The following is a 12820-nucleotide window of genomic DNA, read 5'->3' as shown; positions in this document are numbered from 1 at the left end:
GCCCCTTTTCTGGCTCCGCCGCGTGGCATTAGGTGCCCCTAATCTGAACGACGTTGCTGCCTTCCGGCGGTAAGAGCGGCACGACGGCGGCGGCCGCGAGGTCTTCGAGCCCATCGACAATCCAGCGGGCATAATGACGCTCAATCATCGGCACCGAGGTATCGTGCAGCGCCGCCACCAGCCTTATCGGAAGGTTTGCCCGGATCCCGCGCACGATCGAGCTATGCCGCAATCCGTACGGGATCACCGCCGGCATCCCGGCCCGCTGCCGGATTTCCTGCCATGGCCGCTTCAATTCGCTGGCGAACTGCCAAGCGCCCCGGCCCGCGCGTTCCCATCCTATCGAGCCGGCAACCTGTTTGCTCCGCCACCGCTCCAAAAGGGTTTCATCGTTGCCCCGGCCAGTCGTCACCGGCAGCAGAGCGTCCAGCACGTCCTTACCGACCGGCACCGGCACACTGGCAATCTTGCCGCCGCGGCCCTTGCGGGAACTTGGCACCATGAGGCGCGCCTGTGCCCGCTGCACGTCGCCAACCTTCATGCGGGTGGCCTGTGAGAACCGCGCCCCGGTAGCGGCCAGCACCACAACGAGCCGGAACAAGTCGCCATCCCAATTCCCTTCCCTGTCAATCTCGCGCGCGGCGGCGAGGAGCTTGCCGACTTGAGCGGCGGAAAGGATCTGATTGTCGCGGGCCAGAGGCGCCGCCTCGTCGGTGTCCATCTTCTCGGCCTTGAGACCATGTTTGATGATCGCGGGCAACGTCGGGTCCAGCCGCTCCCGGTGCGCGGCATAGGCGCCGTTCAGAGCGGCTTTGAGGTCGTTGATGAGCCTCTGCTCCGTCGTACCCTTCAATCCCTCTGGCAGCTCCTTGCGCCATTCCAAGAGGTCGCTCTCTTTCAGGGCATGTAGACCGACACCGGCAAGCTTGGACGCCCGCACTGCTTCCTGCTTGCCACGCTTGTCCCGGCCGAGCACATACCTCCGAAGCCGCTGCCCGGCATCGGAGCGCACCGTGCGGCCCTTCCTGCGGCTATCTCGGGCGTCGCGTTCGCCAACGTAGGTTTCGACGGCAAGCCGAACTGTCAGCACAGGCCCGGCGGCAGCGGCTTTCGCTTCCTGCCGGGCCTTGGCAACGATCTGGCGGGCCTGCATCTCAGCCTGGGCGAAAGTCAGCAAGCCATCCGTAGGCTTGTCGTTGACATCGTTGGCTGGGCCGACTGGCGCCTGAAGGTAATTCGCACCTGCCCAGTGATTCCGCCAGCGAGCGAACCAGACACCACCGCGCTTGCCATGCCGGTACCAGATCGCGGCATCAGCATCGAGACGGCGGGCGTATTCTCCTGCCGGCAGTTTCGAGCGCGCGCTTGCGGTTGTGATCGGGGCTTCCTTGAGCGTCTTGGCCATCGTGTTTCCGCCTTGGTGTTTTGAAAGCACGTCGAATATACGTCGAATATCTTTCCTTGTACAGCGGTGAACGTAGATGAACGAAAAGCCCGCAAATCAAGGACTTCAGCGCACTTTGCCGAACTTGAAAGCCTCGAAAAACCCGCCCTCTCACGGCGGGAACAGGGGTTCGATTCCCCTTGGGCGTACCACGACATATCAAGCACTTAGCTCTGATCAACGGAAAACCGTCAAAATAGCGGTTAAAAGCTTGCGCCCCACCACCCTCGGTGCTGCGAGCCGGCTGATCGTCGAACGGATTCGTCACCCACCAACCCGGTGTCGCCAATTGACCGAATACACCCAATTTAAGTCAGGCCGCGACGCTTGAAAGCATAGCGATTTCTGCTAGTTGCGGCGCGGGGTTGCATCCGCGGCAGCGCGGATTTGGGTTGGGGTAGAGTTGGAATGGCCTCGGTGAAGATAATTTGCCCGCGCTGCCACGGCTGCGGCAAGGTTTTCGATTGCTCAAGATGGTGTACGTCAAAAGGACATTGCTGTCCGCAAGGGACGCATCAGACCGGTTGCCCCGGGAAGACCCTCGCCTGCACCGAGTGTGGCGGCGTGGGGATACTGGCGGAAACGGAGCTTAGGGCTGTGGTATAGCCTGGCTTCGGTCAGAACGGGCGGTTTCGCGTTGCGATTGTGCCCTGCATCATCTGGAAAAGCCCTCGACCTTGAACGCCAAGCCTCCTTGCACCGCCGCGCATCGCTAGGAATCGTTGCTGCTGGCGCCGCAGGGCTGATTGCATTAGCATCACGACATGGATCTTGAAGCCGGGCTCAGGCGGCGCGCAGAACGCCGGATGCCGGGCAGGTCCGCACGGGCGGCTGGTGCCGCTGGGAGAGGCCAATGCAGAAACTGCAATCGCAGGGCGTCCATCACATCACGCTGGTCGGCGCCGGGCGCCAGACCTCAATCGATTTCTGGGAAGGCGTGCTTGGCATGCCGTTCATTTTCGAACAGCCCAACCTCGACAAGGCCAGCGAGAGCCATCTCTATTTCGATCCGGGCGACGGCCGGCTGATCACCGTCTTCACCGATGAGAGCCGTACGCCGCAGAAGCGGCGCACGCCGACCGATCCGGGCTGCGTCCATCACATCGCGTTTGCGGTGTCGCGCGTCACCTTCCTGCAAGCGGTCGCCCGGCTCGACGAGCGCGACATCAAGCACAGCGGCGTCAAGGATCGCGGCTTCATGGATTCGATCTATTTCGAGGATCCGCTCGGGCTGCTGATCGAGCTCGCCTCCTACCGTTTCGAGCCGCCGGTGGGCTTTACCTATGCCGACGTGCTGATGGAAGCGCACAGGCTGCGTTTGGCGCGCGGCGACTACAATATCACGGAAGTGCATCTCGCCGACGCGATTCAGGCGCTCGTCGAGCGTTCCCGCGCAACCTTGTCGAACGACCGGACACCGAAGAATCCATACTGAACGGATCAGAGGGAGGAGCAAATGGCGAAGACAGCGACGAAGAGTCCGAAGAAATCCGCGGCGAAATCAGTGGCCAAGCCGGCGGTGAAATCAGCCGTAAAGCCGGCGGCAAAAACAGTGGCAAGGCCGGCGGCCAAGGCCACTGCCAGGCCCGTTGCGAAGGGCAAGGCGAAATCGGCGAAGAAACCTGCCGTGAAGCTCAGCATGCTGAAGCCCAGCGTCAACAACATGACTGTACGGGTGTTCGCGCGCGCGGCCGGGCTGGATGCCGCCGAAACCGATGCCTGGGGCCATACGCGCTCGCCCGAATTCACCGCGCGAAACCCGTCGCATTTGACGCCGATGATCGAAGACAAGGGCCTTCCCAGAGGTGTGTTGTGGGAAAGCTGCGCCATCATGCAGTATCTCGCAAACAAGCACGGGCTGGAGAAATTCTACCCCAAGGCGCCGGCCAAGCGGGCCATGGTCGACAGCGCCATGTTCTATCTGGTCGGTACGCTCTACCCGTATGTGGCGCGCGCCACCTATCCGTTGCTCGGCTTCCCGCAATATGCCGGCGAGGTCGGCCACAGCGACGCCCACCCGGACAAGAAGTCCGAAGCGCAGAAGGCCGCCATGGCCGCGATCGCCGAGCCGCTGGAGATCTTCCACAGCTTCTTCAGGAACGGCAAGCCGTTCATCGGCGGCAAGCATCCGTCGATCGCCGACATCCGGCTGGCGGCGACGCTCGAATTCCTGGCTGTCATCGACTATCCGCTGCCCAAATGGGCGAAAGAGTACATGGCGACGATCGAGAAGAAGCTCGGCAAGGCCTATGCCGAGCCGGCCGGCGACGTGCGTGGCTATATCGCCCATGTGAGGTCGCAGGCGACGGCCTGAGGTTAAGGGTTCGTTAACCAAGACCCTGTCTACTGTCAGGAATTCACCGCGCGACCACGGATGTACTGGCGCAATATCGGTGAAAGGAAAGGTCGGCTCATTGCCGGCCTTTTGCTTTTCGGCCCCATGCTGGAACATCACGGGACAGCGATCAGGCAACGCCAGAGCATCAACTTTTTGCGCCGGGATATTGTCATTGCCGGCGTTGGCTCTAACATCCCTTTCAACGGGTCGGGCAAAGAATGTCGGCCTGGGAGCGAGATGAGGGCTTGCAATGAAAAGCATGGCTGCGACGCTGATCATCGCCGGCGGAATGCTGGTTGGCACACTCCTCCCGTCGCATGCCGCAACGCTCAACACTATGGATGATGTCGGGGCAGCGATTCAGGCGTGCTGGACGCCGCCGCCCGATGCCGGGGATTCGACCGTAACCCTGAGCTTCAGTTTCAAGCGCGACGGCACGCTGATCGGTGCGCCGCGTCCGACCGCCGCCAAGGTGGCCGGCGACGACAAGGCGCGGAAGTCGTTCATCGACGCGGCGGTTGCGGCGGTCAAGAATTGCACGCCGCTGAGCTTTTCGCCGACGCTGGCTCAAGGCATAGGCGGCAACGTCTTCACGCTGCAATTCGTCTCGCCGAAGAAATAGCCGTTCTTGCAGAGTTTTCCGGGTTGTCCTGACGCAGATGGGGCCGGGAAAGCTCACATATATATCAACGGTCCGACAACGGCTTCCAGCTCTGCCGGGGTGGCTTTTCGGGCGAGCCCCCGGTCAAAGGCTCAGGCGCCGTACCTTGGCATGCCGTGCCAGGTCCGGTGTCTCGAAGACATAGTCGCTCCACGCCGATTCCGGAATTTGCCCGGCCAGATAGCACTCCAGCAACAGGTTTTGCTCGGGAGTGAGCGGCCTTGGCGCGCGCTCGTGATCCAGCCCCAGGGAATGAAAAAGGTTCCTCGTCAGTTCCGATACCGTGAAGTGGATCGACATCCGCGTTCTCCTTTGCCCCTTCAACGCCGCAACCCGGGCAAGGTTTCAGGAGCAGGCCCCGGTAACGACGGATTGATCGTTCGCCCGGTAAACAGCGCAAATGCACGGCGCGAACTGCCACTGCCGGCTTCTTCAACGCTTGCGCGGACCCTGCCAGTAACTGGACGAAAGGTGCAGCGCCCTATACTCCGGGTATCGCCCAGCGGCAGTCGATCGAGGCCGGCAAGCGGCCGGGTGCGCGTGGTACGGCCCGGCCACTTCCCGGGTAGCGAGGAGCCTGCCGCTTGCCCGATAGAACCGTGATCTGCCTGGAACAGCCGCGTGCTTGCGGCGTTGTGATCGACACCAGCCGGGAGAGACGCCATGGCCACGTTCAGGGAAATGAGGGTTCTGGAGATCGTCGAGGACGGCTCACTGACCAAGGATGAGAAGATCGCTGAACTGCGCAAGATCGAATCCGAGGCACGCGGCCTGCAGCGAGCCGCGTCGGAAAGCCCGATGGGCGAAGATGATGGCTGGCAGGACGATTTGCGCCAGGTTCGGCTTGCGCTCGACAAACTAGGGGCAAAGGAGCCGAAGAAGGGCGCGGCATCGCTATAGGTGCGCTGTTTGCCACAAGGCTCTGGCGAATTGCGGGGGCAGTTCATTGTTTCGCGGAAACGAAGAACGGCTCCATCTCCTGGTTTCAAAGTAATTTTGGTCTCGAGCAATTCCGAGCGGGAAGCCGCTTTGCAGCTTTGCGAGGATTGCCCTAGTCGCAGACCATGCGAACCCTTTCGCCTGGCGCGCTCACATTCCTGCAGGCCAGTTGCCTTTCCGGCTCGGAGGATGGCGGAGACGGCGGCGAAAGCCTCGTCTGGCGCCGTCTCTGCATGGCCGGCTTCACGACCTTGCGTTCGGAAAACTGCCCAGGCTGCTGCGGCGGCACCGGAATGGCGCCATTGTTGACCTGCGGTTGGTAGTCGACATTGGGCGGCGGCCGATCCCAGAAACGCCTGGCGTCGAGGGGTCGCGGGATGATGACCGTGCCGTCATAGCTTCGCGAGCAGCCACTGCCGAAAAGCAGCGTCACGCCCAGCAAAAAAGGCCCTATCCGTCCATACATTAGCAACACCCCTGCGGGCTTATAACGCGGCCTTGGTCCACCAGACAACCGGACGGAATAACGCAGCAGGAACCGCTCGGTTGCTCCGTTAAGGTTAGCGGATCGTTAATGCTTGTCGGGCACATTCCGCCGACGAACCGCGGAGGGAGGGTTCGACCTTGTTTTTCGGGGTGGGGACAGCATGGCGGAAGCGGACGAAGCGATCGGCGGGCGCGGCAAGGGCGGGGCAGGCAAGGCAACAGCGGATGGCGGCGACAGGTCATCGTGCACGCCCGATCTGGATTGCGCCGACGCGCTCCGCCAACTTGTCGAGCTGGGCTCGGACTGGGTCTGGGAAACCGACGACGAGCTGCGCTTTTCCTGGCTTTCGCCAAACTACCAGGCTGCCACCGGTATCGATCCAGCCAATGTGCTTGGCCGGTTCCGCTTCGATTTCCTCAACCAGGTCCTGAAGGGCAAGCGCAGCGCGACAGCGCATCTGGAAGATCTGCAGGCGCACCGGCCATTCCGCGATTTCATCTACGAACTGAAGGGAGGCCGCGACGACTGCCGCTGGGTGCTGACCTCGGGCTTTCCACGGTTCGACGGTGAAGGAAAATTTGCCGGCTATCGCGGCATAGGCCGCAATGTCACCGCGCTGGCCAGCGCCTTCGGAGACAGTGAGCACAAGCAGGGCGAACGATTTTCTTCGGAAAGCCTCGCCAACCTTCGCGCGATGGTCGATTCAATGCCGATCGGCGTGGTCGTCCTCGATGCCGACATGCGTGCCGAGGTGATCAATCGCGCCTTCTATGATTTCTGGAAGATCGATCCCACTCGCGCCGGCATCGGCTCGGCCTTCCGCGATCTGATGGAGGCCAGCCGCGGCATCGATCCCTACGGCGCCGATGAAATTGCCTGGCAACGCCACACCGCCGAGCGCGAAGCCGAAATCAGGGCCGGCGTCGCCGGTTCCAGACGATTGCCCCACAATGACGGGCGCACGCTGGTCGCATCGCTGGCACCGCTGGCCGGCGGCAAGCGGCTCATTTCCTATGTCGACGCCACCGACATGAAGAGTCGTGAAACCGAGCTCGCCGACGCGCTGGAAAAGGCGAGGCTGGCGGAGGCGGTGATCAATGCGGTAGAGAATCCGATTTTCGTCAAGGACGATCATCTGAGGTTCGTCTTCGTCAACGAGGCGTTCGCGGCGCTGTTCGGCCAGACACCGCAAGCCATGCTTGGCAAGCCTGGCAACGATTTCCTGAGCCCGGCCGAGGCTGCGCTCTTTGAACACAGCGAACGGGAAGTCCTGTCGACCGGACAAATCTACGAAGTCGAGGAAAATTTCGAGGACGAAGGTGTTGCCCGCTCGCGCATCGTCCGGAAAAACCGCGTCCGCATGGCAAGCGGCCGCGATTATGTCGCCGGTTTTCTCTTCGACATCTCGGAGATGAAGCGGCGTGAGATCGAGGCGCAGGATGCGCGCAAGCATTTGGCCAGCGTGCTCGAATCGCTACCGGCCGGCGTGATCATCTACGATCGCGATGACAATTTCGTCTTCGCCAACCGCAAGATGAAGGATGCGGTTCCGGAACTGGAGACGGTATGGCAACCCGGCCGCACCTTCCGGGAAGCGTTGGCATCCGGCAATTCCGCCGGCTATTTCCGGCAGAGCGGCGATCCGGAGCTCGACAAACTCTACGACAGCGATCCGCAGCGTTGGGTCGATGGGGTCCTCGCGCGGTGCCGCCTGCCCAGCGCGTCGTTCGAGCGCGTCAATCCCGACGGCAGCTGGCATCAGGTCTACGACATGCGCGCTGATGACGGCACGTTCATCGGCGTGCGCGTCGACATCACAGGCATCAAGAGCCGCGAGGCGGCCCTGCGCGATTCGATGCGACAGATCGATCTCTTCCGGCACGTCATGGACGAGTTGCCGGTGGCAGCCTTCATCAAGGCGCAGGACCTCAGCATCGAATTCGTCAACAAGGCCTGGTGCGCGATTACAGGCCTGGCCAAGGAGGACGTCATTGGCCGGACCGACCATCAGCTGTTCGGCGCCGAGGCGGCGGAAAGCTACGGCCATGATGACACCGATGTCGTGGCGACCGGCAGCGTGCGCGAGGTCGAGGAGCCCGTCACCCATCGCGACGGCACGGTGCGGCAGTTGATGACGCGCAAGAGCCGCCTGGTGGCCATCGACGGATCGGTGCATCTGGTCGGTTCCAGCACCGACATCACCGAGGTCAAGGCACGCGAGCAGGCTCTGGAGGAGAGCATGCGCGAGAACGAGGTGTTTCGCAGCCTGATCGACAATGTGCCGGTGTCGATCTACGCCAAGCGCTCCGATCTCAGGCAGTTCTACGTCAACAAGGGCTGGTGTGATCTCACCGGCTTCAGCAAGGAAGAAGCGATCGGCAAGACCGATGTCGAGATCTTCGGGCCGGATGGCGAAGCCTTCGTGGCCGGCGATCTGGCCGTGCTGCGCACCGGCGAAACCCAGGAGATCGAGGAGACGGTGCGGCTAGCCAACGGCAGCGTCAGGCACCAGTTCGCGCGCAAGGGCGCGATGATCGCCTCCGACGGTTCGCTCTACCTGATCGGTTCGACCACCGATATCACCGAGCTCAAGCAGCGCGAGGCGGAACTCAGCGAGGCGCGCCAGCGCGCCGTCCTCGCCGACCGCGCCAAGTCGGAATTCCTCGCCAATATGAGCCACGAGATCCGCACGCCGATGAACGGTGTGCTGGGCATGGCCGAACTCCTTGCCAAATCCAATCTCGATGCGAAGCAGAAGACGTTCACCGACATCATCGTCAAATCGGGCAACGCGCTTCTGACGATCATCAACGACATCCTGGATTTCTCCAAGATCGATGCCGGCCAGCTGGTGCTGGACCCGGCGCCCTTCAACCTTGCCGAGGCGATCGAGGACGTGGCGACGCTGGTGTCGACACGCGCCAAGGAAAAGGATCTCGAGCTCATCGTGCGCATCGAGCCGGGGCTCGAAAGCCTGTTCATCGGCGATGTCGGCCGCATCAGGCAGATCGTCACCAACCTGCTCGGCAATGCAGTGAAATTCACCGACGAAGGCCATGTGCTGGTCGATGTGACCGGCGAGAGGATCCCGACCGGAACCCGGTTGACGATCTCCGTCACCGACACAGGCATCGGTATCCCCGAGGACAAGCTGAAGCAGGTGTTTGAAAAATTCAGCCAGGTCGACACGTCCTCGACAAGGCGGCACGAAGGCACCGGGCTCGGCCTTGCCATCACCTCGCGGCTGGTCGAGCTGATGGGCGGCACAATCGGTGTCGAGAGCGCCGAGGGCAAGGGCTCGACTTTCTGGTTCACGGTGACGCTGCCCAGGGCCGAACAACAGCATGGGCGGCGCATCATGCCGGTGGACGTCACGGGCGCGCGCGTGCTGATCGTCGACGACAATGCCGTCAACCGGGCCATCCTGACCGAGCAGATGACGTCATGGACGTTCGATTCCTGCGCGGCCGAAAGCGGCGCCAAAGGGCTGAAGGTGCTGATCGCCGCGGCGGCCTATGGCGTGCCCGTCGATTGTGTCGTGCTCGACTACCAGATGCCCGGGATGAGCGGCGCCGAAATGGCCCGCATCGTGCGCAACACCGAAGGCCTCGCCGACACGCCGATCATCATGCTGACCTCGGTCGACCAATCGCTCGCCAACACCAGCTACCGCGATCTCGGCATAGACGCCCAGTTGATCAAGCCGGCGCGCTCCTCGGCGCTCCTGGAAACGCTGGTCGGGACCATCCAGCGCCATCGCCATGCGAAGAACGGCCACGCCCAGCCGCCGGCAGGCGAGGGCCTCGGCGCTTCCCAGCGGCGGCCGCTGGCGCCGTCCGAACAACGCGCGCAATTGCAGCCGCCGCCGGTTCGTCCAAGGCCTCCCGTCACCGGCGGTGGCGGACATCGGCTGGATATCCTCGTGGCCGAGGACAATGAGGTGAACCAGATGGTCTTCACTCAAATTCTCGGCGAGACCTGCTATGGTTTCGAAATTGTCGGCAACGGCCGCAAGGCGCTCGACGCCTTCGGCAGGCTCAATCCGTGCATGATCCTGATGGACGTCTCGATGCCGGAGATGAGCGGGCTGGAGGCAACCGCCGCGATCCGTCGGCTGGAACAGGAAACCGGCACGCATGTACCGATCGTGGGCGTCACCGCGCACGCGCTCAAGGGCGATCGCGAACGATGCCTGGAGGCGGGCATGGACGATTATCTGCCCAAGCCGATCAGCCCGAGGGCCCTGCTGGAGAAAGTCGAGCGCTGGATCAGCGCAGGCCAACAGGTCCAGCGCAACGCGGGATAGCACCGCGTCGGCCGGTTCCAGCAATCCGAAGAGGCGGGCCGGAGGGAATCAGTCGGGATTTGCTGCTACCCCTGCGTGCAAAGACTATGGTGCGATCGCACCATATCAAAGGCGGTGCTTAGCCGGGACAATGGCAACATCGAATTCCGCTCTTCTCAGTTACGGGCGGGAGCAGCGACCGCCGGCAAGAAACAGCGTCACTCTACCCCAACGGACCTGTTTTCGGCGATGGCCCGGCCACGACACGCTCTGGCCTCGAGCAACGCGCTCCCGTCCGGATTTTCTTCATCCGAGCCGGCCCGGCGAATCCAACGCCGGCTTCGAGCCAGCAATGGCTCAAGCCACTGATTCCCGGGGCAAACCCGGACCGGGCCGCAACCATCCGAAGCTACCGCCTTTCCCCGCGCCGGCGACGCGTTACCCGGTTGACACGAAACTGTCATGCGACTGTTATAATCGAAGGCTATTGGCCTCAGCGGGCGCCGGCAAAAGGGCGCCGAGAGACCATCTTCCGAACAGGAGCAGGCCACATGAGACATTTCATCCGCTCGGCGGCCGTTGCGATTGCAATGGCTGCGGCGTCCACCTTCACCATGTCCGCAGCGTTTGCGGCTGATATCTCCGGCGCTGGCGCCACTTTCCCCTACCCGATCTACGCGAAGTGGGCCGACGCCTACAAGAAAGAGACCGGCATCGGCCTCAATTACCAGTCGATCGGTTCCGGCGGCGGCGTCAAGCAGATCAAGGCCAAGACCGTTACCTTCGGCGCTTCCGACGCGCCGCTGAAGGGTGAAGACCTCAACTCCACCGGTCTCGCCCAGTTCCCGATGGTGATGGGTGGCATCGTGCCCGTCGTCAATCTCAAAGGCATCAAGCCGGGCGAACTCGTTCTCGACGGCACGACGCTGGCCGATATCTTCCTCGGCAAGATCACCAACTGGAACGACGAGGCGATCAAGAAGCTCAACCCCAAGGCCAAGCTGCCAGACCAGGCGATTGCCGTTGTCCACCGTTCGGACGGCTCGGGCACCACGTTCAACTTCAGCTACTATCTCGCCGACGTGAACGCCGACTGGAAGTCGAAGGTTGGCGTCAACAGCGCGCTCGAGTGGCCGGTGGGTATCGGCGCCAAGGGCAATGAAGGCGTTGCCAACAACGTGTCGCAGACCGGCGGCGCCATCGGCTATGTCGAGTACGCATATGCCAAGCAGAACAAGCTGACTTACACCGACATGATCAACAAGGACGGCAAGAAGATCGAGCCGACCGCGAAGGCGTTCTCGGCCGCGGCGGCCAATGCCGACTGGAACTCACAGCCGGGTTATGGCGTCATTCTCGCCAATCAGCCGGGCGCTGAGTCCTGGCCGATGACGTCCGCGACCTGGATCCTGCTGTACAAGAAGCCCGATGACGCCGCGGCGACCAGCGAAGCCCTCAAGTTCTTTGCCTGGTCCTATGCGAAGGGCGACAAGATGGCGGGTGAACTGGACTACGTTCCGATGCCGGACAAGGTCGTCAAGAGCGTCGAGGAAATGTGGAGCAAGGACATCGTCGGCAGCGACGGCAAGTCGCTCTACGCCGCCAAGTAACTCTCTTTGTCGAAGGGAGGACGCCTTTGGCGTCCTCCCATTTCTTTCGAATACGAGGGGCTAGATGACCACCGTTTCAGAAGCTACGCCGTTATCGAGCGTCATGCGGTCCAGGGATGCGACAGTGCGGCGCTTCGCCTTCACGGACATGGTGTTTCGGGAGGCTACACGCTCTTCTGCCGTCCTCGTCCTGCTCATCCTCAGCGGCGTCGCCATCTCGTTGTTTGCCGGCTCATGGGAAGCCCTGTCTAAGTTCGGCTTTTCCTTCCTGACGACCGAGGCATGGAACCCGGTCACCGAGAATTTCGGCGCCCTGTCGCCGATCTACGGCACCATCGTCACGTCAGCCATCGCAATTCTGATCGCCGTTCCCATCGGCATCGGCATCGCCGTCTTTCTTACCGAACTTTGCCCGCGGCCGCTGCGGCGCCCGATCGGCATCGCCGTCGAGCTTCTGGCCGGCATCCCTTCGATCATCTACGGCATCTGGGGCCTGTTCGTGTTCGCACCGTTCCTGCAGACGACGATACAGCCTTTCATCATCGACATCTTTCACAACGTGCCCGGGCTCTCCAGCCTGTTCGCCGGCCCGCCCTATGGCATCGGCCTACTGACGTCGTCGCTGATCCTGGCCATCATGGTGCTGCCGTTCATCACCTCGATCACCAAGGACGTGTTCGACACAGTGCCGGCGGTGCTGAAGGAATCGGCCTACGGCATCGGCTGCACAACCTGGGAAGTCACGCGGCGCGTGGTCATTCCCTACACCCGTGTCGGCATTATGGGCGGCGTTATGCTCGGCCTCGGCCGCGCGCTCGGCGAAACCATGGCGGTGACCTTCGTCATCGGCAACGCGCATCGTATCAGCGCCTCGCTGTTCGCGCCGGCGACGACGATCTCCGCGACGATCGCCAACGAATTCACCGAAGCCGACGGCCAACTCTACACCTCTTCACTGGTGGCGCTCGGCCTGATCCTCTTCGTCATCACCTTCATTATCCTTGCCATCGCACGCTATATGCTGATGCGCATCGACGCCCGCACGGGAGCCTGACC

The 12820-nt window shown here is 62.4% G+C and carries 10 protein-coding genes; 7 read left to right on the top strand and 3 right to left on the bottom strand.

Going from position 1 to position 12820, the window contains the following annotated elements; translation table 11 throughout:
* Positions 1-28: 28 nt before the first annotated feature.
* Positions 29-1405 carry a tyrosine-type recombinase/integrase gene (locus FJ548_RS17370; protein ID WP_140778499.1) on the bottom strand — a complete coding sequence of 459 codons (1377 nt, stop codon included), beginning with the start codon at positions 1403-1405 and terminating at the stop codon, positions 29-31.
* Between the two features lie 892 nt (positions 1406-2297).
* Between FJ548_RS17370 and FJ548_RS17360 the strand changes: the two genes are divergently transcribed.
* The 3 genes from FJ548_RS17360 to FJ548_RS17350 all read left to right on the top strand — a co-directional run bounded on the left by FJ548_RS17360 (position 2298) and on the right by FJ548_RS17350 (position 4404).
* On the top strand, positions 2298-2879 hold the full coding sequence (locus FJ548_RS17360) for a VOC family protein (RefSeq protein ID WP_140608890.1): 582 nt from the start codon (positions 2298-2300) through the stop codon (positions 2877-2879).
* Between the two features lie 21 nt (positions 2880-2900).
* Positions 2901-3758: a glutathione S-transferase family protein gene (locus tag FJ548_RS17355; RefSeq protein ID WP_140765967.1), complete on the top strand. Its 858-nt coding sequence runs from the start codon at positions 2901-2903 to the stop codon at positions 3756-3758.
* 274 nt (positions 3759-4032) lie between these two features.
* Positions 4033-4404: a cell envelope integrity protein TolA gene (locus FJ548_RS17350; RefSeq protein WP_140608886.1), complete on the top strand. Its 372-nt coding sequence runs from the start codon at positions 4033-4035 to the stop codon at positions 4402-4404.
* Between the two features lie 123 nt (positions 4405-4527).
* Here FJ548_RS17350 and FJ548_RS17345 read toward each other — a convergent pair whose 3' ends face one another.
* Entirely contained in the window at positions 4528-4743 is a 216-nt protein-coding gene (locus tag FJ548_RS17345; protein WP_140608884.1) for a hypothetical protein, read from the bottom strand.
* Between the two features lie 363 nt (positions 4744-5106).
* Between FJ548_RS17345 and FJ548_RS17340 the strand changes: the two genes are divergently transcribed.
* Complete coding sequence (locus tag FJ548_RS17340; RefSeq protein ID WP_140608882.1) at positions 5107-5343, top strand: hypothetical protein; 237 nt, start codon at positions 5107-5109, stop codon at positions 5341-5343.
* A 151-nt stretch (positions 5344-5494) separates the two neighbouring features.
* On the opposite strand, the gene FJ548_RS17335 is transcribed toward FJ548_RS17340, so the two are convergent.
* A complete protein-coding gene (locus FJ548_RS17335; RefSeq protein ID WP_246671467.1) occupies positions 5495-5848 on the bottom strand; it encodes a hypothetical protein in 354 nt (117 codons plus the stop codon).
* A gap of 181 nt (positions 5849-6029) precedes the next feature.
* Between FJ548_RS17335 and FJ548_RS17330 the strand changes: the two genes are divergently transcribed.
* The 3 genes from FJ548_RS17330 to pstC all read left to right on the top strand — a co-directional run bounded on the left by FJ548_RS17330 (position 6030) and on the right by pstC (position 12818).
* Complete coding sequence (locus FJ548_RS17330; RefSeq protein ID WP_140778498.1) at positions 6030-10175, top strand: PAS domain-containing protein; 4146 nt, start codon at positions 6030-6032, stop codon at positions 10173-10175.
* A 530-nt stretch (positions 10176-10705) separates the two neighbouring features.
* Positions 10706-11764, top strand: a complete 1059-nt coding sequence (gene pstS / locus FJ548_RS17325) for a phosphate ABC transporter substrate-binding protein PstS (protein ID WP_140608876.1) — start codon at positions 10706-10708, stop codon at positions 11762-11764.
* Between the two features lie 64 nt (positions 11765-11828).
* Positions 11829-12818 (top strand): phosphate ABC transporter permease subunit PstC, encoded by a 990-nt coding sequence (gene pstC / locus FJ548_RS17320; protein WP_140608874.1) that lies wholly within the window; start codon positions 11829-11831, stop codon positions 12816-12818.
* Positions 12819-12820: the final 2 nt, after the last annotated feature.

The organism is Mesorhizobium sp. B2-4-17, from assembly GCF_006441275.1.
Taxonomy (GTDB): domain Bacteria; phylum Pseudomonadota; class Alphaproteobacteria; order Rhizobiales; family Rhizobiaceae; genus Mesorhizobium.
Note: the sequence above shows the minus strand (reverse complement) of the source record. Positions and strands in the feature narration are given on the sequence as shown.

Excerpts from the sequence above, each read along its gene's own strand:
- FJ548_RS17350 (WP_140608886.1), top strand. The coding sequence starts at position 4,033 with ATGAAAAGCATGGCTGCGACGCTGATCATCGCCGGCGGAATGCTGGTT.
- FJ548_RS17335 (WP_246671467.1), bottom strand. The coding sequence starts at position 5,848 with ATGTATGGACGGATAGGGCCTTTTTTGCTGGGCGTGACGCTGCTTTTC.
- FJ548_RS17345 (WP_140608884.1), bottom strand. The coding sequence starts at position 4,743 with ATGTCGATCCACTTCACGGTATCGGAACTGACGAGGAACCTTTTTCAT.
- FJ548_RS17355 (WP_140765967.1), top strand. The coding sequence starts at position 2,901 with ATGGCGAAGACAGCGACGAAGAGTCCGAAGAAATCCGCGGCGAAATCA.
- FJ548_RS17370 (WP_140778499.1), bottom strand. The coding sequence starts at position 1,405 with ATGGCCAAGACGCTCAAGGAAGCCCCGATCACAACCGCAAGCGCGCGC.
- pstC (WP_140608874.1), top strand. The coding sequence starts at position 11,829 with ATGACCACCGTTTCAGAAGCTACGCCGTTATCGAGCGTCATGCGGTCC.
- FJ548_RS17340 (WP_140608882.1), top strand. The coding sequence starts at position 5,107 with ATGGCCACGTTCAGGGAAATGAGGGTTCTGGAGATCGTCGAGGACGGC.
- FJ548_RS17330 (WP_140778498.1), top strand. The coding sequence starts at position 6,030 with ATGGCGGAAGCGGACGAAGCGATCGGCGGGCGCGGCAAGGGCGGGGCA.
- FJ548_RS17360 (WP_140608890.1), top strand. The coding sequence starts at position 2,298 with ATGCAGAAACTGCAATCGCAGGGCGTCCATCACATCACGCTGGTCGGC.
- pstS (WP_140608876.1), top strand. The coding sequence starts at position 10,706 with ATGAGACATTTCATCCGCTCGGCGGCCGTTGCGATTGCAATGGCTGCG.